The organism is Cellulomonas sp. Marseille-Q8402, assembly GCF_965119525.1.
Window position 1 is genome coordinate 1271595 of record NZ_CBCPLX010000002.1, and the last position, 19741, is coordinate 1291335.

Below are 19741 nucleotides of genomic sequence, written 5' to 3' on the forward strand. Positions count from 1 at the left end.
GTGGGCGGCGAGGTCGTCGGTTGCGCACGAGGGCGGCCCGCAGGCGTGACGACCTCGTGATCGTGTGGGGACCTCGCCGCTGCTCCTGCCGCTGTCGCTGCCGCTGTCGCTGCCGCTGCCGCTGCCGCTGTCGCTGTCGCTGTCGCTGTCGCTGCCGCTGCCGCTGTCGCTGCCGCTGCCGCTGCCGCGAGCGGGCGAGCGGGCGAGCGGGCGAGCGGGCGAGCGGGCGACCGGGCGCGCGGGGCGGGTGGCTACTCCGCGGTGCGGCGGAGGACCTCCGTGAGGCGGTTGGCCGCGGAGACGACCGCGGCGGCGTGCAGGCGGCCGGGCTGGCGGCTCAGCCGCTCGACGGGGCCGGAGATGGACACCGCCGCCACGACGCGTCCGGACTGCCCGCGCACGGGGGCGGAGACCGAGGCCACGCCGACCTCGCGCTCGGACACCGACTGCGCCCAGCCGCGGCGGCGCACGCCGGACAGGATGGTCGCGGTGAACTTGGCGCCCTGCAGGCCGCGGTGCAGCCGGTCGGGCTCCTCCCAGGCGAGCAGGATCTGCGCGGCGGACCCGGCGCCCATCGTGAGGGTCGCGCCGACGGGGATGGAGTCGCGCAGGCCGATGGGCCGCTCGGCGGCGGCGACGCAGATGCGCTGGTCGCCCTGCCGGCGGTAGAGCTGCGCGCTCTCGCCCGTGTGGTCCCGCAGCGCGGCGAGCACGGGGCCCGCGGCGGCCAGCAGCCGGTCCTCGCCGGCGGCGCTCGCCAGCTCGGTCAGGCGCGGACCCAGGACGAACCGGCCCTGCATGTCGCGCCCCACCAGGCGGTGGTGCTCGAGCGCGACGGCCAGACGGTGGGCCGTCGGACGGGCAAGATGGGTGGCGTTGACCAGCTGCGCGAGGGTGGCGGGTCCGGCCTCAAGTGCGTTGAGGACCGAGGCGGCCTTGTCCAAGACGCCGACTCCGCTAGAGTTGTCCATAGGTCGATATTGGCGTCTCGCTGACTGAGACGCAAGTGCGACACCCTGACAGGCACCGACGGCCCCCACCGTCGGACCGAGCGGAGAGGACACCCGACATGGCGGGCACCCTGGCGGAGAAGGTGTGGGAGAACCACATCGTGCGGCGCGGCACGGACGGCGCGCCCGATCTGCTCTACATCGACCTGCACCTCGTGCACGAGGTCACCAGCCCCCAGGCGTTCGAGGGCCTGCGCCTCGCGGGCCGGAAGGTCCGGCGCCCGGACCTGACGCTCGCGACGGAGGACCACAACACCCCGACGCTGGACATCGACCGGCCGATCGCGGACACCACCTCGCGGACGCAGATCGAGACGCTGCGGAACAACGCGAAGGAGTTCGGCGTCCGGCTGCACTCGCTCGGGGACGCGGACCAGGGCATCGTGCACCAGGTCGGCCCGCAGCTCGGCCTGACCATGCCGGGCCTGACGGTGGTCTGCGGCGACTCGCACACCTCGACGCACGGCGCGTTCGGCGCGCTGGCGTTCGGCATCGGCACGTCCGAGGTCGAGCACGTGCTCGCCACCCAGACGCTGCCGCTCGCCCCGTTCAAGACGATGGCGATCACGGTGAACGGCGCGCTGCCCATCGGCGCGACGGCGAAGGACATCATCCTCGCGGTCATCGCCAAGATCGGCACCGGCGGCGGCCAGGGCTACGTCCTGGAGTACCGCGGCGACGCCATCCGCGCCCTGTCGATGGAGGGCCGGATGACGATCTGCAACATGTCGATCGAGGCCGGCGCCCGCGCGGGGATGATCGCCCCGGACGAGACGACGTTCGCGTACCTGAAGGGCCGCCCGCACGCGCCCGAGGGCGCCGACTGGGACGCCGCCGTCGCGTACTGGCGGACGCTGCGCACCGACGACGACGCGACCTTCGACACCGAGGTGGTCCTGGAGGCCGCCGACCTCGAGCCGTTCGTCACCTGGGGCACCAACCCCGGTCAGGGCCTGCCGCTGTCGGGCAACGTCCCGGTGCCGGAGGAGATCGCCGACGCCAACGAGCGCGTGGCCGCCGAGCGCGCCATCGAGTACATGGGCCTGACCCCGGGCCAGCCGCTGCGCGAGATCGCGGTGGACACGGTGTTCATCGGCTCCTGCACCAACGGCCGCATCGAGGACCTCCGTGCCGCCGCGAAGCTCCTGCAGGGGCAGCGGAAGGCCGACTCGGTCCGCGTCCTGGTCGTGCCGTCGTCGGCGCGCGTCCGGCTGCAGGCCGAGGCGGAGGGCCTGGACCAGATCTTCCTGGACTTCGGCGCGGAGTGGCGCAACGCGGGCTGCTCGATGTGCCTCGGCATGAACCCCGACCAGCTGGCACCGGGGGAGCGGTCGGCGTCCACGTCGAACCGCAACTTCGAGGGCCGGCAGGGCAAGGGCGGCCGCACGCACCTGGTGTCGCCGCTGGTCGCGGCCGCCACGGCGATCCGGGGCACGCTGTCCTCCGTCGCCGACCTGGGCCCGGACGTCGCCGTGCCCGACGGCTCCCCGCTGGACCTCCAGCCGGCCTGAGCCGACGCCACCCGACGCCCTCCGACACCAGGAACGAGCACGCTCATGGAGAAGTTCACCCAGCACACCGGCGTCGGCGTCCCGCTGCGCCGCAGCAACGTCGACACCGACCAGATCATCCCGGCGGTCTACCTCAAGCGGGTCACCCGCACCGGGTTCGAGGACGCGCTGTTCGCGGCGTGGCGCGGCGACCCGGACTTCCTGCTGAACCAGGACGCCTACAAGGCCGGCTCGGTGCTGGTCGCGGGCCCCGACTTCGGTACCGGCTCCTCCCGCGAGCACGCGGTGTGGGCGCTGAAGGACTACGGGTTCAAGGCCGTCCTCGCCTCGCGGTTCGCGGACATCTTCCGCGGCAACTCGGGCAAGCAGGGCCTGGTCGCCGCGCAGCTCGCGCAGGAGGACATCGAGCTGATCTGGAAGGTCCTCGAGACCACGCCCGGCACCGAGGTGACCGTCGACCTCGAGACGCGCACCGTCACGTGCGACGACGTCGTGGTGCCGTTCCAGATCGACGACTACACGCGCTGGCGCCTCATGGAGGGCCTGGACGACATCGGCCTGACCCTCCAGCACGAGGAGGAGATCACGACGTTCGAGGCGACCCGTGACGCGTGGCGCCCGAAGACGCTGCCGGCCAAGCACCTGCCGCCGGTCGAGATCAAGGCCGCCCGTCCGGTCGAGCTCGCGCTGGGCCGGCGCCCCGGCCTGTAGGGGCGCACGTCACGACGCCCGGGTCACGCGCAGGACGGCGCGCGGCCCGGGCGTCGGCCGTGTGGAGGTTTCGCGCGCGGCGCGGATCATCCCCGCGCGGTGAGCACGAGCACCCCCTCCTGTGCGCCACCATGGTGGGCATGACCGACCTCCTCTACGTCCACGGCGGCACTCCGCTCTCCGGGGACATCACCGTCCGCGGGGCGAAGAACTTCGTCTCCAAGGCGATGGTCGCGGCGCTGCTGGGCGAGACGCCGAGCGTGCTGCGCAACGTCCCGCAGATCCGCGACGTCGGCGTCGTCACCGGCCTGCTCGAGCTGCACGGCGTGCGGGTCGACGCGGACGCCGAGGGCGGCGTCCTGCACCTCGACCCGACCGACGTGGAGTCCGCGCACGTCGCGGACATCGACGCGCACGCCGGGTCCAGCCGCATCCCGATCCTGTTCTGCGGCCCGCTGCTGCACCGGCTGGGCGAGGCGTTCATCCCCGACCTGGGCGGCTGCCGGATCGGCGACCGGCCGATCAACTACCACCTGGACATCCTGCGGCAGTTCGGCGCGGTGGTGGACAAGCGCGAGAACGGGATCCACATCCGGGCGCCGCGCCGCCTCCAGGGCACCAGGATCACGCTGCCGTACCCGAGCGTGGGCGCGACGGAGCAGCTGCTGCTGACCGCCGTGCGGGCCGAGGGCATCACGGAGCTGACCAACGCGGCCATCGAGCCCGAGATCATGGACCTGATCAACGTCCTGCAGAAGATGGGCGCGATCATCTCGGTCGACACCGACCGCGTCATCCGCATCGAGGGCGTCGACCGCCTGGTCGGCTTCCAGCACACCGCGCTCGCCGACCGGATCGAGGCGGCGTCCTGGGCGTCCGCGGCGCTGGCCACGGGTGGCGACATCTACGTCCGCGGTGCCACGCAGCCGGAGATGACGACGTTCCTCAACACCTTCCGCAAGGTCGGCGGCGAGTTCACCATCGACGACGAGGGCATCCGGTTCTTCCACCCCGGCGGCGACCTGTCGTCGATCGTGCTGGAGACCGACGTGCACCCCGGGTTCATGACCGACTGGCAGCAGCCGCTGGTGGTCGCGCTGACGCAGGCGACGGGCCTGTCGATCGTGCACGAGACCGTCTACGAGAACCGGTTCGGGTTCACCGACGCGCTGCGCGGCATGGGCGCGACGATCCAGGTCTACAAGGAGTGCCTCGGCGGCCGGCCCTGCCGGTTCGGGCAGCGGAACTTCTACCACTCCGCCGTCATCTCGGGCCCGACCCCGCTGGCGGCCGCCGACATCGAGGTGCCGGACCTGCGCGGCGGCTTCAGCCACCTGATCGCGGCGCTGACCGCCCAGGGCACGTCGGCCGTCCGCGGCATCAGCCTGATCGACCGGGGCTACGAGAACTTCACCGCGAAGCTCGAGGCGCTGGGCGCCAAGTTCGACCGGGACTGACCCGCACCGGGACCGTACGACGCAGGCCCTGCTCGAGCTGCTCGAGCAGGGCCTGCGTCGTGCCCGGGGCCCCCGCCCGGCCCTGAAGTGGGGGTTTACAACGGAGGAACGGCTCTACTACACAGGTCACGCACGGTTATCCGTTGTACGACGCCGGGTGGTGAACAGCCGCCACCGACCTGGCCCCATGGCGAAGGAGCCATCGTGAGCCAGACACGACCGACCTCTGCGCGCCCTCGGACGGGCGCGTCCCTCAGCAGCATGACCCGCCGCGGGTTCCTCGCGGGCCTCGGGGCGGTGGGCCTCGGCGCGGGCGTCGCCGCCTGCTCCGGCGGCGGCCCCGGCCCGTCGACCGGCGGCACCGCCGGCGGCACGGTCCAGCTGGCCTTCTGGAACGGGTTCACCGGTGGTGACGGCCCGGTGATGCAGGGCCTCGTCGACCGGTTCAACGCCGAGCACGACGGCGTCCGGGTCACGATGACGACGATGGAGTGGGCCGACTTCCACGCGAAGCTGCCCGCGGCCCTCACCTCCGGCCAGGGCCCGCACGTCGCCGTCCAGCACCTCGACTCGCTGCCGACGTCGGCCGCGCGCGGTCTGCTGCTGCCGCTGGACGACGTGGCGGACGACCTCGGCCTGACCCCGGACGACTTCATCCCGACCGTCTGGGACGCCGGCGTCTACGACGACGCGCGGTACGGCATCCCGCTCGACGTGCACCCGCTCGGCCTGTTCCTCAACACGCGCGTGCTCGCCGACGCGGGGCTGGACCCGGCGGACCCGCCGCTGGACCGGGCCTCGTACGAGGCGGCGCTCGACGTCCTGAAGGCGCAGGGCGTCGCGGGGCACTGGATGAGCCCCCACGTGTTCACCGGCGGGCAGACGCTGCAGTCCCTGATCTGGCAGTTCGGCGGCGACCTGTTCGACGCCGAGGGCGCCACCACGACGTGGGCCCGGGACGAGGGCGTCGAGGCGCTGTCCTGGATGGTCGACGCGATCGAGAAGGGGTGGAGCGCCCGGGACGTCGGGCCGGACGCCGACCTCATCGCGCTGCAGAACGGGCAGGCGGCGTTCAACTGGAACGGCATCTGGTCGATCAACACGCTCGACTCCATCGGCGGCCTGGAGTGGGACGTGCGGCGGCTGCCGCGGATCGGCAGCGTCGACGCGGCCTGGGCGGGGTCGCACAACTTCGTGATGACCCAGCAGCGCGGGACGACCGACGACCAGCTCGAGGCGTCGCGCACGTTCATCAACTGGGTGTCGCAGCAGTCGGCGGAGTGGGCGGTCGGCGGGCAGGTCCCCGCGCGCCGCTCGGCCCGGGAGTCGGCGGATTTCACCGCCCTGGCGCCGCAGTCGGCGATCGCCGAGCAGTCCGACGACCTGCGGTTCCTGCCGTCGATCCCCGGCATCGGGGACGCGATCGCCGAGCTGTACACGGCGCTGAACGAGGCGGTCCTCCTCCAGAAGGCCCCGCGCGAGGCGCTGGCCGACGCCGCGGCCCGCTCCGACCAGGTGCTCGCCGACAACCGCGACCGCTACGGCGCATGACCGCCTCGACCCTGCGGCCACGGCCGCGGCGCCCCCTGCGCCGGGGCGCGTGGTGGACGCCGTACGCGTTCCTCGCGCCGTTCCTCGCGATCTTCGGGACCTTCGTGGCGTTCCCGGCGCTCCGCGGCCTGTGGATGTCCCTGCACGACTGGGACTTCCTGATGCCGAGCAAGCCGTTCGTCGGCCTCGACAACTACACCGCGCTGCTCGACCCGGGCGCCGTGCTGTTCCAGAAGTTCTGGGACGGCATGGCCGCCACCGGCATCTTCACGCTCGCGTCCGTGCCGGTGCTCCTCACGCTGCCGCTGCTGCTGGCGATGGCGCTGAACCGGCGGTTCCCCGGCCGGACCTTCCTGCGCGCGGTGGTCTTCCTGCCGTACGTGCTGGGTGTCGCCGTCGTGGGCGTGCTGTTCCGGTTCGTCCTCGACCCGAACCTGGGTGTCCTCAACCACCTGCTCGAGCTGACCCGGGTCGACCGGCTGCTGCACGCGCTGGGTGCCGGCGACCCGGTGCCCTGGCTGACGGCGCAGCCGTGGGCGTGGGTGTCGCTGGTCGGGGTCACCGTGTGGTGGACGCTCGGGTTCAACACGGTGATCTACCTCGCCGGCCTGCAGGACGTGCCTCCGGAGCTGTACGACGCGGCGAAGGTGGACGGGGCGTCGGCGCGCCAGCGGTTCCGGCACGTCACCCTGCCCGGGCTGCGCCCCGTCCTGGCGTTCGTGCTGACCATGACCGTGCTGGCGTCGGCCAACATGTTCGGGCAGTCCGACCTCATGACCAGCGGCGGGCCCGGCACGTCCACGCGGACGGCCCTGATGGTCGTCCTCGACACCGGGCTCGGGCAGTACCGGATGGGCGCGGCCGCCGCGATGGGCTACGTGCTGTCCGTCGGGCTCGGCATCGTGTCGATCGTCAGCTTCGTCGCCCTGCGCGAGCGGAAGCCGTCATGAGGGGGCCGCGCCGCGGGCTCGGCCCCGCCGCCACGGTCGCCCTGATCGTGGTGGTCGCCGTGACGTTCATCGGGCCGCTGCTCTGGATGGGCCTGACGTCCCTGAAGTCGTACGGGGAGGCGACGTCGTCGCCGCCCACGCTCTGGCCGCAGGACGTGGACCTGAGCGCGTACACGCGGCTGCTCAGCCTGGACGGCCCGTACCCGGTGCTGCGCTGGTTCCTCAACTCGCTGCTCGCGGGGACGCTGCACACGGTCCTGGTGCTCGTGGTCGCGTCCACGGCGGCGTTCGCGCTGGCCCGGATGCGGTTCCGGGGTCGCGGGCTGCTGTTCGGGGTGATCGTGTCGACGCTGTTCCTGCCCGCGTTCGTGTTCCTGATGCCGAACTACCTGACCATCGACCGGCTCGGCTGGACCGACTCGGTCTGGGCGCTGGTCGTGCCGGGCGCCGCCGGGGCGTTCGGGGTGTTCTTCCTGCGGCAGTTCTTCGTCGGGCTGCCGGTCGAGCTGGAGGAGGCGGCCGCGCTCGACGGCGCGCACCAGTGGCAGCTGTTCACCCGGATCGTGCTGCCCAACACCCGGCCCGCGCTGGCGACGCTCGCGGTGCTGGCGTTCCTCGGCAACTGGAACGACTACATCTGGCCGGTGTACGTGCTGTTCAGCCCCGAGCGGCTGACGCTGCCGGCCGGGCTCAAGCTGCTGCAGGGCGCGTACGTCACCGACTACCCGTCGATCATGGCCGGTGCGGTGGTGGCGTCGGTGCCGGTGATCGTGCTGTTCGTGCTGACGCAGCGGTTCATCATCGAGGGCGTCGCCCGCAGCGGGCTGAAGGGGTGAGGGGCGTGCGCCGTGTCCTCGCCGCCGTCCTCACGACCGTCCTGGGCGCCGGGGCCGGGGTCGGGCTCGCCGCGTGCGGCCCGGCCCCGGCCGGCGGCCCGGCACCCGATCCCGGGCAGGAGCACGACAGTGGGTTCACCAACCCCGTCCACGACGGGGACCTCCCCGACCCGTTCGTGCTGCGCGCCCGTGACGCCTGGTACGCCTACGGGACCCAGGGGCGCTACGGCACGATGCCCGTGCTCACGTCGGCGGACCTGGTCACCTGGGAGGTGGTGGGCGACGGGATGCCCACCATCGCCTCGTGGGCCGGCGCCGGGCGGCACTGGGCGCCGGAGGTGGTCGAGCTGGGCGGGCGGTTCGTCGCGTACTACACGGCGATGGACCGCGAGACCCAGGACCAGTGCATCGGCGTCGCGTTCGCCGACGGACCCGCCGGACCGTTCGTCGACGCCAGCCCGGTGCCGCTGGTCTGCGAGCACGACGAGGGCGGCTCGATCGACGCGTCCCCGTTCGTCGACGTCGACGGCACGCCCTACCTGCTCTGGAAGAACGACGGCAACCACGTCGGCGTGCGGTCCTGGATCCGGGTCCGGCAGCTCGCGCCGGACGGCAGCGCGCTGGTGGGCGACCCGCCGGCCGACCTGCTCACCCACGACCAGCCGTGGGAGGGGGACCTGGTCGAGGGCCCGACGGTGCTGGTGCGCGACGGCCGGTACCACCTGCTCTACTCGGCGAACGACTACGGGTCGGCCGACTACGGGGTGGGCTGGGCCGTGGCGGACCGGCTGACGGGGCCGTGGACCAAGCCGTCGGCCGAGCCGCTGATGCGGAGCAACGACGTCGCCGCCGGACCCGGGCACGGCAGCGTCGTCACGACCGCGACGGGCACCTGGTACGCGCACCACGCCTGGCCGCCGGACGCGGTGGGCGCGACCTACCCGGGCCGGCAGCTGTGGCTGACGCCGCTCGACCTCGGACCGGACGGCGTGCCCGTGCTGGCCGGCCCGTCGGCGACCGTGGACCGCACGCCGTGACCGTGACGCTGCGCGACGTGGCGGCCCGGGCCGGGGTCTCGTTCAAGACGGTGTCGAACGTGGTCAACGACCACCCGCACGTCAGCGACGCGACCCGGGCCCGGGTGCTGGCGGCCATCGAGCTGCTCGGCTACCGGCCCAACCCCAGCGCCCGCAGCCTGCGGCACGGGCGGTCCGGCATCCTGGCGCTCGCGGTGCCCGAGCTGACGTCGCCGTACTTCGCGGCGCTCGCCTCGGCGGCCGGGCGCGCCGCCAAGGAGCACGGGCGCGTGCTGGTCATCGAGGAGACCCGCGGCGACGTCGAGGGGGAGCGGGTCGCGCTGGTCGACCTCACCTCGCGCCTGGTGGACGGCGTGATCCTGTCGCCGCTCGTGACCCCGGAGCCGCTGGTGCTGCAGCGGATCGGCCGCACCCCGCTGGTCATGCTGGGCGAGCACCGGTACGACGTCGGGGCGGACCACGTGGCCATGGACAGCGTCCGCGCCGCACGGGAGCTCACCGAGCACCTGCTGGCGACCGGCCGGCGGCGGATCGCCGTGGTCGGGCGGCAGGAGCCGGGCAGCACGGGCGGGGAGCGGTGGCGGGGGCACGTGCAGGCGCTCGGCGCGGCGGGACTCGCACCGGACGAGGCGCTGGCGCCGCACGTCGCGGGCTACCGGCGCGCGGACGGGGTCGACGCGGTGCGGGCCCTGCTCGCCGCGGGCGCGCGGCCGGACGCGGTCCTCTGCTGCAACGACCTGCTCGCCCTGGGCGCCGTGCACGCGCTGCGCACGGCCGGGCTGGACGTCCCGGGCGACGTGGCGGTGGCCGGGTTCGACGACGTCGAGGAGTCCCGGTACGCCGGGCTCACCTCGGTGGCACCCGACCTGGGGCTGCTCGCCCACGAGGCGGTGCGGCTGCTCGTGGAGCGGGTCGAGGACCCCACGCGCCCGCCCCGCCAGGTCGAGGTGCCCTTCCGGGTGGTGGTGCGCGGCAGCACCGCACCGGCCTGAGCGGTCCAGCAGCCGGTTCAGCCGGTGCGACCGGGTTCAGCGCCGGGGGCGCTCGCGGAAGCCGTGCGGGCTGTGCGGCGCGGTGCCCGACACCCGGGCGACGATCTCCGCCGCGATCTCGCGCATCTTCTGGTTCCGCGTCTGGGACGCGCGCCGCAGGATGCCGAAGGCCTCCTCGGGCCCGCAGCGGTTCTGCGCCATGATCACCCCGAGCGCCTGGTCGATGACGGCGCGGGCCGTCATCGCCTGCTTCAGGTCCTCGTTGACGCGACGCTGCTCCTGGACCCGGGCGGCCACGGCGACCGCGCGGGCGGCGTCCTCGGCGAACCGGGCGACGTCGGCCAGCACGGCGCTGTCCCACGGACCCGGGTCGGTCCGGTAGAGGTTGATCGCGAGGCGCAGGTCCTGCCCGTCGGGAGCCGGCGCCGGGAGAGCGGCCGCCGACCCGAAGCCGGCCGCCAGCGTCGCGTCGTGCCACGCCGGCCAGCGGCGCTCCTCGCGCACGTCGGGCACCGTGATGAGGACCTGCTGGTCCGACGCCTCGACGCAGGGCCCGGCACCCGCCGCCTGCTCCGCGCGGTCGCACGCCGCGGCACGCTCGTCGGTCGAGGCCGCGACCGTCGCCTGGGCGCCGAGCCGCAGCGTGATGGCGCCGGCACAGCCGTCGCCGCCGCGTGCCGCCGCCCGTCCGACGATGACGTCGAGGAGCTCGTCGACCTGCACGGTCGACGCCAGCATCTCGGTCAGCTCGCTGAGCGCGCCCGCGCGCCAGTCCGCGGCGGACCCCGCCTCGACGGTGCCACCACCGCCACCACCGCCGGCGACGCCGCGAGGACCCCCGGGCCCGTCCTGCTCGGTCACCGGGAGCACCTCAGCGGCCGTCCGCGGGCGCGTCCTCCTGCGACGCGTCGTCAGACGTCTCCGGCGCGGCGTACCCGGCCTCGGGCCCGTCGCCGTCGGAACCGGGGGTGCTGCTCTGGGACACGTCGTCGGGGTCGCCCCCGGGCAGCACGCCCTCGGGGCGGTCGGACTGGTGCTCGCTCACGCTGCTCCTCCTCGTTCGGCTTCCCTCACATGCTGGCTCCGCGGCCGTCCTCCCGCATCTCGGCGCGGCCGGACGGCGGGATGACCCGGAGCTGCACACCCGCGTTCTCCGCCCGTCGCCGGAGCCGGCCGACGTGGAGCGCCGCGACCGGGCCGAGGTGCGCGAGGCGTGCGGCGTCGATCACGAGCGTGCCGCGGGCGGGGACGGCCCGGAGGGCCTCCGCGAGACCGGACACGAGCGCCGGGGCGGTGGCGCCGTCGACCTCGCCCTGCAGGGACGCCACCACCGTGCGCCCCTCGGTCGTGTGCGTGACCGACAGCCGCGCGGGGAGCGCCGTGCCGCCGGCGCCGCGCGGGGGACCGCCGGCCGTCCCCGGCACGCCGCCGAGCTCGGCCAGGGCCGCGTCCAGGATCTCCCGGGGGTCGCCGTCGCCCCGGCGGGCCGGCAGCGTCTCGAGCAGGCGCTCGGCCAGGGTCCGGACCTTCACGTTCAGGTGCTCGGAGTGCCAGCGGAGGAACTCGAAGGCGGCCTCCCCGTCCAGCCCGTACGCGAGCATGGCGACACCCTTGGCCTGGTCGATGACCTCCCGGGACGCGATCGCGGCGGCGAGCATGTCGTCGGCGCGGCGCGCGGCGGTCGCGCCGATCTCGGCACCGAGGTCGACGAGCAGCCCCTGGCGGGAGCCGCCGCCCACGGGGACGGGGACCGCCTCGGTCGGCGCCCGGTGGTCGTGGCGGGCGCCGTGCGACGGGTCGGCGGAGGGGCTCAGGACCGCCAGCACGACGCGCTCCTGCCCCGCCGTGTCCAGGAGGCGGTAGCGCACGCTGCGGCCCTGGCCGTCCGGGCCGTCGTGGCCCTCCGCGGGCGCGGCCCGCAGGACGGCCTCGAGCGCGCTGCGGTCGTCGCGGTGGCAGTGGGCCAGCATCAGCGCGGTGGACGGCACGACCTCCCCGGGCTCGAAGCCGTGCATCCGGTACACCGGCTCCGACCAGGCGAGGGCGTCGCCGTCGCCGAGCAGGTGGAACGTGCCGGGGGCGAGGGACCGCTGGCCTGCGGGCGGGGTCGAGGGACGAGTGGTGAGCGACATGCAGACTCCGGAGCCAAGGCGCGGTGGTGATCGTGCACGTCGCGCCGTACTTCTCGCGCAGCTCGCTTCGTCCCAACGATGCGCGGAGGTCCCGACCGGCGTCGCCGTGCCGGACCAGGACTGATAGTGCCAAACCCGAGCCCGGGACGCACGCCGGGCGCGCCCCCCGGTTGCGGACGGCGCACCGCGGCCTACCCTGTCCGCACCGGTCCAGACGCGGCCCCCTGCCAGGAGGTGCGCGGTGACCGACGGGCTGCACGTGGTCGTCCGGGCCGACCTCGGCCGCACCGTGGTCGTGGGCGCGACCGGCCGGCTGACCGCGGCCGGGGTGGACGAGCTGCTGCGTGTGGTGCTCCGCACCCGCGACCTGGCCGACGTCCCGATGCTCGTGGACCTCACCGAGGTCGAGGCCGAGCCCGCGGCGGCCGCCGCGGTGGTGGACCGGGCCGCGGTCGTCCCCGGGTCGCCGGTGCGGGTGCGGCTGCGCGCCGGGGGACGGTCCCGGGTGCGCTCCACACCGGCGACGGCGCCCTCCTGAGTCCCGGGCGCCGGGCTTCCCCCGCACCTCGGGCGGGCCGGTACCCGCCGGTGACCGCCGGGTAGCATCGGCTCCCGTGCACCCGCCCCGCGCCAACCGCGCCTACCGCAACGTCGCCCGCGTCCTGCGCCCCGTGCTGTACGCGATCACCCGGCGGGACTGGCGGGGCGCCGAGCACCTGCCGGCCGGCACCGGCTTCATCGCAGCGAGCAACCACATGTCCAACGTGGACCCCGTGACGTTCGCGCACTACCTGTACGACAACGGCGTCGCGCCCAAGATCCTCGCGAAGTCCTCGCTGTTCGGGGTCCCGGTGCTCGGCTGGGTGCTGCGCACCTCCGGGCAGATCCCGGTGCACCGGAACACCTCGCGCGCCGGCGACTCGCTGCGCGACGCCGAGGCCGCGCTGGTGGCGGGGGAGTGCGTCGCCGTCTTCCCCGAGGGCACCCTCACCCGCGACCCCGACCTGTGGCCGATGGTCGCCAAGACGGGCGTCGCCCGGCTCGCGCTGACCACCCGCGTGCCGGTGATCCCCACCGCGCAGTGGGGCGCGCAGGACCTGCTGGGCCGGTACGAGAAGCTGTTCAAGCCGTTCCCGCCCAAGAGGATCACGATCGTCGCCGGCCCGCCGGTGGACCTGGACGACCTGTACGGCCGGCCGCTGGACGCCGCGACGCTCCGCGAGGCGACCGAGCGCGTCATGGCCGCGATCACGGCCCTGCTCGCCGAGGTCCGCGACGGCACCCCGCCCGCCACCCCGTACGACATGCGGCGGCCCGGCGGCGCGTCCACGGACCTCGCGTGACCCGCGCCGCCGTCCTCGGGGCCGGCGCGTGGGGCACGACGTTCGCCGCCGTGCTCGCCGACGCGGGCTGCGACGTCACGGTGTGGGGCCGCGACGCCGCGGTGTGCGAGGCGATCGCCCGCGACCACCGCAACGAGCGCTACCTCCCCGGGATCGACCTCCCCGCGCGCGTGACGGCCGACGCCGACCCCGCCGCCGCCGTGTCCGGTGCCGACGTCGTGGCCGTGGCCGTGCCGTCGCAGTCGGCCCGGACGATCCTCACGCCGCTCGCGGGGTCGCTGGCACCCGACGCGGTGGTCGTCTCCCTCATGAAGGGCGTCGAGCTGGCGACCGACCGGCGGATGAGCGAGGTCATCGCCGAGGCGCTCGACCTGGCCGCCGACCGCGTCGCCGTCCTGTCCGGGCCGAACCTCGCCGCCGAGATCGCGGCCCGGCAGCCGACCGCCACCGTCGTCGCCGCCACCGACCCGCGGGCCGCCGAGCGGGTCGCCGCCGCGTGCGCCACCGGGTACTTCCGGCCGTACACGAACGACGACGTCGTCGGCGTCGAGCTCTGCGGGGCCGTGAAGAACGTCATCGCGCTGGCCGTCGGCATCTCGCAGGGCCGGGGCCTCGGCTACAACACCATGGCCACCGTCATCACCCGCGGGCTGGTGGAGATCACCCGGCTCGGGCAGGCCCTCGGGGCACGGGCCGAGACGTTCCCCGGGCTCGCGGGCATGGGCGACCTCATGGCGACCTGCGCGTCGCCCGAGTCGCGGAACCACAAGCTCGGCCTGCACATCGGCCGCGGCATGACGCTCGACGAGGCGATCGCCGCGACCGGCGGCACGGCCGAGGGCGTCAAGTCCTCACGGTCGGTGCTCGACCTCGCGGAGCGTGCCGGGGTGGACATGCCGATCACGCACGCGGTCGTGCAGGTGCTGCACGAGGGCCTGCCGGTCGACGCCCTGGCCCCCCTGCTCCTGGGCCGCCCCCGCAAGGCCGAGGGCGCGTAGCCCGCCTCGCCGCCGACGGCCACTGCGCCCGCCGAGGTCGTCACACGTGCACGAGGTCGTCCCGCAGGAGCGACGACCTCGTGCCGGGGTGACGACCTCGCGCGGCGCGTCCCGGGGGAGGGTCAGGAGCGGAGGGCCTGGTCCAGGTCGCGCCAGAGGTCCTCGACGTCCTCGATGCCGACCGACAGCCGCAGCAGGTCCTCGGGCACCGTCGGCGACTCCGTGGCGAACCGGCGGCGGCGCTCGATGCTCGACTCCACGCCGCCCAGGCTGGTCGCGGGCACCCACAGCCGCAGCGCGGCGACGAGCGCGTCGGCCCCGGCCGCACCGCCGGCGGGGCGCAGGCCGATGATCGAGCCGTAGCCCGACATCTGCGCCGTCGCCCGGGCATGGCCCGGGTCGCCGGGCAGGCCGGGGTGCCGGACCTCGACGACCCCGGGGTGCGCGGCCAGCCGCTGCGCCAGGTCGAGGGCGGTGCGCTGCGACCGCTCGACGCGCAGCGCCAGCGTCCGGATCCCGCGCAGGGCCAGGTACACCTCGAACGGCCCGGCGATCGCGCCGTGCACCGTGCGGTAGGTGTGCAGCCGCTCGCGGAGCGCCGGGTCGTCGGTCAGGACGGCGCCCAGGACGACGTCGCTGTGCCCGGCCAGGTACTTGGTCACCGAGTGCACGACCACGTCGGCGCCGTGCTCCAGCGGGCGCTGCACCAGCGGCGTGGCGAAGGTGTTGTCGACGGCGACCAGCGCGCCCGCGGCGTGCCCCGCGGCGACCAGCGCGGGCAGGTCCGCGACCTCGAGCATCGGGTTGGTCGGCGACTCGACCCACAGCACCGACGTCGCGCGGCCGGTCGCCGAGGCGGCCGGGTCGAGCGCGGCCACGACGGCGTCCGTGTCGGCGATGTCGACCTGCTGCACCTCGACGTCGGAGCGCTCCGCGAGGTCCCGGGCGTAGCCGAGCGTCACCTGGTACGCGTGCTGCGGGAGCACCAGCCGGCCGCCGTGCGGCACGAGGGACAGCGCCGCGGCGATCGCGGCCATGCCCGAGCCGAGCACGAGCGCGGGGTGCGCCGAGCCCTCGAGCGCGCCGAGCGTCTGCTCGAACGGGCCCCACGTCTCGGTGTCCCCGCGGGCGTACATCATCTCGCCCGGCTGCGGGACGCCCTGCGACACGTAGGTCGACGACAGGACGACCGGCGGGTTGACCGGGGCGCCCTGCGCGCGGGCGGGGCGGCCCGCGGTCACGGCGAGGGTCTCGCGGCTGAGGTCGGTGGGGTGCGCGTGCTCGGTCACGCTGCGCAGGTTAGCGCCGTGCACGGGGTCCCGGCGGGCCGTCCCACCCAGCGACGCCCAGAGGCACCCACAGGCTAGGCTCGCGGCGATGTCCAGCCAGACGCAGCCCCAGACCCCGTCCACCGGTGCGCGCCCGCGGGTGCTCGTCCTGTTCGGCGGGCGGTCCAGCGAGCACGCCATCTCCTGCGCCACCGCCGGCGCGGTGCTGCGGGCCGTCGACCGGGAGCGGTACGACGTGCTGCCGATCGGCATCACCCCGCAGGGCCGCTGGGTGCGCGTCGAGGACGACCCGGACCGCTGGGCGATCGTCGACGGCCGGCTCCCCGAGGTGCAGGCCTCCCCGGAGCAGGTGCTGCTGCCGCAGGAGTCCGGCTCGCGCGAGCTGCGGGTCATCGAGCCCGGGACGCCGGCCACGGCCATCGGCGACGTCGACGTGGTGCTGCCGCTGCTGCACGGCCCGTTCGGCGAGGACGGCACGCTGCAGGGGATGCTCGAGCTCGCGGACGTCCGGTACGTCGGGGCCGGCGTGCTCGCGTCGGCGGTCGGCATGGACAAGCACTTCATGAAGGTCGCGCTGGTCGGCGCCGGGCTGCCCGTCGGGCCGTTCGTCACGCTGCGCGGCGACGACCTGGCGACCGACAAGGACGGGGTGCGCGCCCGGATCGAGGCGCTCGGCCTGCCGCTGTTCGTCAAGCCGGCCCGCGCCGGGTCGAGCATCGGCATCACGCGGGTGACCGACCTGGCCGACCTGCCCGCCGCGGTGGCCACGGCCCAGCAGCACGACCCGAAGGTGGTCGTCGAGGCCGGCATCGTCGGGCGCGAGATCGAGTGCGCGGTGCTCGGCGGCCGGCACGGCACCCGGGCCCGCGCGTCGCTGCCGGGTGAGATCGTCGTCACCGACGCCACGCACGGGTTCTACGACTTCGAGGCGAAGTACCTCGACGAGTCCGCGGTCGAGCTGACCTGCCCCGCCGACCTGCCGGACGACGTGATCGCCCGCGTGCAGGACGTCGCGATCCGCACGTTCGAGGCCGTGGACTGCGAGGGCCTCGCGCGGGTCGACGTGTTCGTCCGCCCCGACGGCGAGGTCGTGGTGAACGAGATCAACACCATGCCGGGGTTCACGCCGTTCTCGATGTACCCGCGGATGTGGCAGCAGAGCGGCCTGTCCTACCCGGACCTGCTGGACGAGCTGCTGCAGCTCGCGCTCGAGCGGCCGACCGGGCTGCGCTGAGCCGCGCTACAGGCAGGAACGGCTCGCCTCGACCTGCGACACGGCGGTGCTGAGCGCGTCGAGGAACGACGTCGACCGCTCCGCCACCACCGAGGCGGGCACGTGCACCTCGACCGCCGGGTCGCGGCCGTAGGTGACGAAGGTCCAGTCGGAGGACCCGGGGTCGGTCGCCAGGTCGTCCACGCCACCCGTCGCCGCGTCGGCGTCCTCGTCCGCCGGCTCCGCGTCCGCGCGCACGAGCCAGTCGATGCTCGGCCCGCTCGCGGTCTCCACGGTCACGCACTGCTCGGTGGTCGGCCCCGGGACCTCGACGCCGCAGCGCAGCGTGACGGGGTCCCCGGGCTCGCCCCACGCGGAGGTCGCCTGGCTGGTCGTGCGCCGCTGCTCCAGGCCGTCGCCCAGCGACTCCGGCAGGGCCAGCACCACGCGCGCGCAGTCGGGGTCCGTGGCGTCGGGCGCCACGGCGACGCCGACGGCCTGCGCGCACCCGGCGAGCACGGGGGTGGCGACCAGCCCGAGCCCGGCCAGGAGGACGACGGTGCGGCGCGGGGCGGAGCGGGGGCGGGTCACCCCGTCACGGTAACCCGGCCGGCGGGCGATACCGTGACGGGCGTGAGCGACGCCCCCGCAGCCCCCGACGCCGGCCCCCCGACCGTCGCGGAGCTCTCCGAGGACGGGCTGCTCGCCCGGATCTTCCCGCACCTCCCGCTCGGCGACGCGACGCTGCTGGGCCCGGGCGACGACGCCGCGGTGCTCGCCGCGCCGGACCGACGGGTGGTCGTGTCGACCGACGTGCTGGTCCAGGACCGGCACTTCCGCCTCGAGTGGTCGACCGGCGAGGACGTCGGCTGGCGCGCGGCCATGCAGAACCTCGCGGACGTCGCCGCCATGGGCGCGCGTCCGACGGGTCTGGTCGTCTCGCTCGTCGCGCCGGGCCGGCTGCCCGTCGCCTGGGTCGAGGGCCTGGCGCGCGGGCTCGGCGCCGCCTGCGCGACCGTGGGCTGCGGCGTGGTCGGCGGCGACCTGTCCGGCGGCGAGCAGGTGGTCGTCGCGGTGACCGTGCACGGCGACCTGGGCGGGGCCGACCCGGTGCTGCGCTCGGGCGCGCGGCCCGGTGACGTCGTCGCCCTCGCGGGGACCGTCGGGCGCTCGGCGGCGGGCCTGGCGCTGCTGCAGGCGGGCGCCGCCGAGGTCGATCCGGCCGTGGTGCGGGTGCACCGCCGGCCGGAGCCGCCGCTCGCGCTCGGGCCGGCCGCCGCCCGCGCCGGTGCGACCGCGATGCTCGACGTGTCCGACGGGCTGCTGCGGGACGGCGGGCGCATCGCCCGGGCCAGCGGCGTCGTGCTGGACCTCGGTGCGCCGGCGGAGGTGCTGGGGGAGGACCTGGCGGCGGTGGCGGCCGCGGCGTCGGCGGTCGGCGGCGACCCGGTGGCCTGGGTGCTCGGCGGCGGCGAGGACCACGGGCTGCTGGCCACGTTCCCGCCCGGGGCGGTGCCGGCAGGGTTCCGGGTGCTCGGCGAGGTCCGCGCGGCGGACGCGGGCGCGGCGGCCGGCACGGTGCTGGTCGCGGGCGCTCCCGCGGCGACGTCGCCCGGGTGGGACCACTTCGGCCGCTGAGCCGCCTCGCGGCCGCGGAGGCGGGCTCCGGTGCGTCAGCGGCGGCGGTAGCGGACCTCGAGCAGGTCGGCGCCGCCGACGTCCTCCGTGCGCTCCGTGCCGTCGGGCTGGAACCCGTGCCGGCGGTAGAAGTGCCGCGCCCGGTCGTTGTCGGCGAACACCCACAGGGTCACCGGGACCCGCGGCGGCACGTCCTCCAGCGCGGTGCGGAGCAGCTCACGCGCCGCACCCGAGCCCCACATGCCGTGGTCGAGGTAGATCGCGTAGATCTGGAGCTGGTTCCGCTCGGCGTCCTCGTCGAGCGCCGGGCCGAGCGAGATGAACCCCACGACGTCGTCGCCCGAGGTCGCCACCCACGCCCGGATGCGGCTCGCGGGGGACAGGTCGCGCTGCCAGACCTCGGTGCGCCGCTCGACGTCGAGAGCCGCGAGGTAGCTGTCCGGGACGATGCCCGCGTAGGCCTGCTGCCAGGTCTGGACGTGGACCCGCGCGATGCCGGCTGCGTCGCGCGGCTCCGCAGGTCGGACCATGTGCTCGCGCCGCTGCTCGCTCATGCGGACAGGGTGCCACAGACGCCCGCGGCGCCACAGGGGTTCCGGCGGGCGGTGGACGGCGCTCCCCGGCGGGGGCAGCCGCCCGGGTGCGGGCAGCACGAAGGCCCGCACGGACGAGCCGTACGGGCCTCCGGACGCGTCGGTCCGTCAGACGGCGCGCTGCACCTTGCCGGCCTTGAGGCACGAGGTGCAGACGTTCAGCCGCTTCGGGGTGCCCGCGACCACCACGCGCACGCGCTGGATGTTGGGGTTCCAGCGCCGCTTCGTGCGCACGTGCGAGTGCGAGATGCTGTGCCCGAAGCTCGGGCCCTTGGCGCAGACGTCGCAGTTGGCAGCCACGGTCTTCTCCTGATCCGGTTATTGCACGCCGCTCGGAAGGTGCCCGGGCGGCAAGTCCTGGTTGAGTGGGGGCGCCCGCCAGGCTCCGGAGACCGGTCCGCTGGGGCACCACCCGTGCCCGGCAGTGGCCAGGCAACCGGACAAGACTAGCCCACGACCGGCGCGACCCTCAAAACGACG

At 75.0% G+C, this 19741-nt stretch carries 22 protein-coding genes; 14 read left to right on the top strand and 8 right to left on the bottom strand.

Annotated elements, in window-relative coordinates; all coding sequences use genetic code 11:
• Positions 1 to 64 precede the first annotated feature (64 nt).
• Positions 65 to 283 carry a hypothetical protein gene (locus ACWPWW_RS16785; protein ID WP_454051470.1) on the top strand — a complete coding sequence of 73 codons (219 nt, stop codon included), beginning with the start codon at positions 65 to 67 and terminating at the stop codon, positions 281 to 283.
• Here the strand turns inward: ACWPWW_RS16785 and ACWPWW_RS16790 are convergent.
• On the bottom strand, positions 252 to 971 hold the full coding sequence (locus tag ACWPWW_RS16790) for an IclR family transcriptional regulator (protein ID WP_147796036.1): 720 nt from the start codon (positions 969 to 971) through the stop codon (positions 252 to 254). The two genes, ACWPWW_RS16785 and ACWPWW_RS16790, sit on opposite strands and share 32 nt — an antisense overlap.
• Positions 972 to 1069: 98 nt before the next feature.
• Between ACWPWW_RS16790 and leuC the strand changes: the two genes are divergently transcribed.
• The 8 genes from leuC (at position 1070) to ACWPWW_RS16830 (ending at position 10055) form a co-directional block, all read left to right on the top strand.
• Positions 1070 to 2521, top strand: coding sequence for a 3-isopropylmalate dehydratase large subunit (leuC, locus tag ACWPWW_RS16795; RefSeq protein WP_454051471.1), 1452 nt, complete (start codon positions 1070 to 1072; stop codon positions 2519 to 2521).
• A gap of 45 nt (positions 2522 to 2566) precedes the next feature.
• Entirely contained in the window at positions 2567 to 3232 is a 666-nt protein-coding gene (gene leuD / locus ACWPWW_RS16800; RefSeq protein ID WP_454051472.1) for a 3-isopropylmalate dehydratase small subunit, read from the top strand.
• A 140-nt stretch (positions 3233 to 3372) separates the two neighbouring features.
• Positions 3373 to 4689, top strand: a complete 1317-nt coding sequence (gene murA / locus ACWPWW_RS16805; protein WP_454051473.1) for a UDP-N-acetylglucosamine 1-carboxyvinyltransferase — start codon at positions 3373 to 3375, stop codon at positions 4687 to 4689.
• Between the two features lie 261 nt (positions 4690 to 4950).
• The gene (locus ACWPWW_RS16810; RefSeq protein WP_454051474.1) at positions 4951 to 6240 is read left to right on the top strand and encodes an ABC transporter substrate-binding protein; all 1290 of its coding nucleotides are present in this window, start codon (positions 4951 to 4953) and stop codon (positions 6238 to 6240) included.
• Positions 6237 to 7190 (top strand): carbohydrate ABC transporter permease, encoded by a 954-nt coding sequence (locus ACWPWW_RS16815; protein ID WP_454051475.1) that lies wholly within the window; start codon positions 6237 to 6239, stop codon positions 7188 to 7190. The genes ACWPWW_RS16810 and ACWPWW_RS16815 overlap by 4 nt, the downstream gene beginning before the upstream one ends.
• Positions 7187 to 8026, top strand: a complete 840-nt coding sequence (locus tag ACWPWW_RS16820; protein ID WP_454051476.1) for a carbohydrate ABC transporter permease — start codon at positions 7187 to 7189, stop codon at positions 8024 to 8026. The genes ACWPWW_RS16815 and ACWPWW_RS16820 overlap by 4 nt, the downstream gene beginning before the upstream one ends.
• Before the next feature lie 5 nt (positions 8027 to 8031).
• A complete protein-coding gene (locus tag ACWPWW_RS16825; protein WP_454051477.1) occupies positions 8032 to 9063 on the top strand; it encodes a glycoside hydrolase family 43 protein in 1032 nt (343 codons plus the stop codon).
• A 2-nt stretch (positions 9064 to 9065) separates the two neighbouring features.
• Positions 9066 to 10055, top strand: coding sequence for a LacI family DNA-binding transcriptional regulator (locus ACWPWW_RS16830; protein ID WP_454051478.1), 990 nt, complete (start codon positions 9066 to 9068; stop codon positions 10053 to 10055).
• Positions 10056 to 10091: 36 nt separating this feature from the next.
• Here ACWPWW_RS16830 and ACWPWW_RS16835 read toward each other — a convergent pair whose 3' ends face one another.
• Genes ACWPWW_RS16835 through ACWPWW_RS16845 form a run of 3 tightly spaced genes read right to left on the bottom strand, consistent with a single transcriptional unit; the run spans position 10092 to position 12187 of the window.
• Positions 10092 to 10916: an ANTAR domain-containing protein gene (locus ACWPWW_RS16835; RefSeq protein ID WP_454051479.1), complete on the bottom strand. Its 825-nt coding sequence runs from the start codon at positions 10914 to 10916 to the stop codon at positions 10092 to 10094.
• 10 nt (positions 10917 to 10926) lie between these two features.
• Complete coding sequence (locus ACWPWW_RS16840; RefSeq protein WP_454051480.1) at positions 10927 to 11100, bottom strand: hypothetical protein; 174 nt, start codon at positions 11098 to 11100, stop codon at positions 10927 to 10929.
• A gap of 25 nt (positions 11101 to 11125) precedes the next feature.
• On the bottom strand, positions 11126 to 12187 hold the full coding sequence (locus ACWPWW_RS16845; protein WP_454051481.1) for an ANTAR domain-containing protein: 1062 nt from the start codon (positions 12185 to 12187) through the stop codon (positions 11126 to 11128).
• 241 nt (positions 12188 to 12428) lie between these two features.
• Between ACWPWW_RS16845 and ACWPWW_RS16850 the strand changes: the two genes are divergently transcribed.
• The 3 genes from ACWPWW_RS16850 (at position 12429) to ACWPWW_RS16860 (ending at position 14528) form a co-directional block, all read left to right on the top strand.
• Entirely contained in the window at positions 12429 to 12725 is a 297-nt protein-coding gene (locus ACWPWW_RS16850) for a hypothetical protein (protein WP_454051482.1), read from the top strand.
• A 76-nt stretch (positions 12726 to 12801) separates the two neighbouring features.
• Positions 12802 to 13530, top strand: a complete 729-nt coding sequence (locus ACWPWW_RS16855; RefSeq protein WP_454051483.1) for a lysophospholipid acyltransferase family protein — start codon at positions 12802 to 12804, stop codon at positions 13528 to 13530.
• Positions 13527 to 14528 carry an NAD(P)H-dependent glycerol-3-phosphate dehydrogenase gene (locus ACWPWW_RS16860; RefSeq protein ID WP_454051484.1) on the top strand — a complete coding sequence of 334 codons (1002 nt, stop codon included), beginning with the start codon at positions 13527 to 13529 and terminating at the stop codon, positions 14526 to 14528. The genes ACWPWW_RS16855 and ACWPWW_RS16860 overlap by 4 nt, the downstream gene beginning before the upstream one ends.
• A 122-nt stretch (positions 14529 to 14650) precedes the next feature.
• Here ACWPWW_RS16860 and ACWPWW_RS16865 read toward each other — a convergent pair whose 3' ends face one another.
• Positions 14651 to 15817 (bottom strand): trans-sulfuration enzyme family protein, encoded by a 1167-nt coding sequence (locus ACWPWW_RS16865; RefSeq protein ID WP_454051485.1) that lies wholly within the window; start codon positions 15815 to 15817, stop codon positions 14651 to 14653.
• Between the two features lie 88 nt (positions 15818 to 15905).
• Here ACWPWW_RS16865 and ACWPWW_RS16870 point away from each other — a divergent pair, with 88 nt between their 5' ends.
• Positions 15906 to 17051 carry a D-alanine--D-alanine ligase family protein gene (locus ACWPWW_RS16870; RefSeq protein WP_454051486.1) on the top strand — a complete coding sequence of 382 codons (1146 nt, stop codon included), beginning with the start codon at positions 15906 to 15908 and terminating at the stop codon, positions 17049 to 17051.
• A gap of 6 nt (positions 17052 to 17057) precedes the next feature.
• On the opposite strand, the gene ACWPWW_RS16875 is transcribed toward ACWPWW_RS16870, so the two are convergent.
• Positions 17058 to 17621 carry a DUF3515 family protein gene (locus ACWPWW_RS16875; protein ID WP_454051487.1) on the bottom strand — a complete coding sequence of 188 codons (564 nt, stop codon included), beginning with the start codon at positions 17619 to 17621 and terminating at the stop codon, positions 17058 to 17060.
• A 42-nt stretch (positions 17622 to 17663) separates the two neighbouring features.
• Between ACWPWW_RS16875 and ACWPWW_RS16880 the strand changes: the two genes are divergently transcribed.
• Positions 17664 to 18668 carry a thiamine-phosphate kinase gene (locus ACWPWW_RS16880; protein ID WP_454051488.1) on the top strand — a complete coding sequence of 335 codons (1005 nt, stop codon included), beginning with the start codon at positions 17664 to 17666 and terminating at the stop codon, positions 18666 to 18668.
• Between the two features lie 35 nt (positions 18669 to 18703).
• On the opposite strand, the gene ACWPWW_RS16885 is transcribed toward ACWPWW_RS16880, so the two are convergent.
• Positions 18704 to 19222, bottom strand: a complete 519-nt coding sequence (locus ACWPWW_RS16885; RefSeq protein WP_454051489.1) for an N-acetyltransferase family protein — start codon at positions 19220 to 19222, stop codon at positions 18704 to 18706.
• A 147-nt stretch (positions 19223 to 19369) separates the two neighbouring features.
• Positions 19370 to 19561 carry a 50S ribosomal protein L28 gene (gene rpmB / locus ACWPWW_RS16890; protein WP_135974635.1) on the bottom strand — a complete coding sequence of 64 codons (192 nt, stop codon included), beginning with the start codon at positions 19559 to 19561 and terminating at the stop codon, positions 19370 to 19372.
• Positions 19562 to 19741 lie beyond the last annotated feature (180 nt).

What these genes read in the sequence shown, in the direction of transcription:
- leuC (WP_454051471.1), top strand. Translation starts at nt 1,070, where the DNA reads ATGGCGGGCACCCTGGCGGAGAAGGTGTGGGAGAACCACATCGTGCGG.
- ACWPWW_RS16790 (WP_147796036.1), bottom strand. Translation starts at nt 971, where the DNA reads ATGGACAACTCTAGCGGAGTCGGCGTCTTGGACAAGGCCGCCTCGGTC.
- ACWPWW_RS16815 (WP_454051475.1), top strand. Translation starts at nt 6,237, where the DNA reads ATGACCGCCTCGACCCTGCGGCCACGGCCGCGGCGCCCCCTGCGCCGG.
- leuD (WP_454051472.1), top strand. Translation starts at nt 2,567, where the DNA reads ATGGAGAAGTTCACCCAGCACACCGGCGTCGGCGTCCCGCTGCGCCGC.
- ACWPWW_RS16810 (WP_454051474.1), top strand. Translation starts at nt 4,951, where the DNA reads ATGACCCGCCGCGGGTTCCTCGCGGGCCTCGGGGCGGTGGGCCTCGGC.
- ACWPWW_RS16845 (WP_454051481.1), bottom strand. Translation starts at nt 12,187, where the DNA reads ATGTCGCTCACCACTCGTCCCTCGACCCCGCCCGCAGGCCAGCGGTCC.
- ACWPWW_RS16820 (WP_454051476.1), top strand. Translation starts at nt 7,187, where the DNA reads ATGAGGGGGCCGCGCCGCGGGCTCGGCCCCGCCGCCACGGTCGCCCTG.
- ACWPWW_RS16885 (WP_454051489.1), bottom strand. Translation starts at nt 19,222, where the DNA reads ATGAGCGAGCAGCGGCGCGAGCACATGGTCCGACCTGCGGAGCCGCGC.
- ACWPWW_RS16870 (WP_454051486.1), top strand. Translation starts at nt 15,906, where the DNA reads ATGTCCAGCCAGACGCAGCCCCAGACCCCGTCCACCGGTGCGCGCCCG.
- murA (WP_454051473.1), top strand. Translation starts at nt 3,373, where the DNA reads ATGACCGACCTCCTCTACGTCCACGGCGGCACTCCGCTCTCCGGGGAC.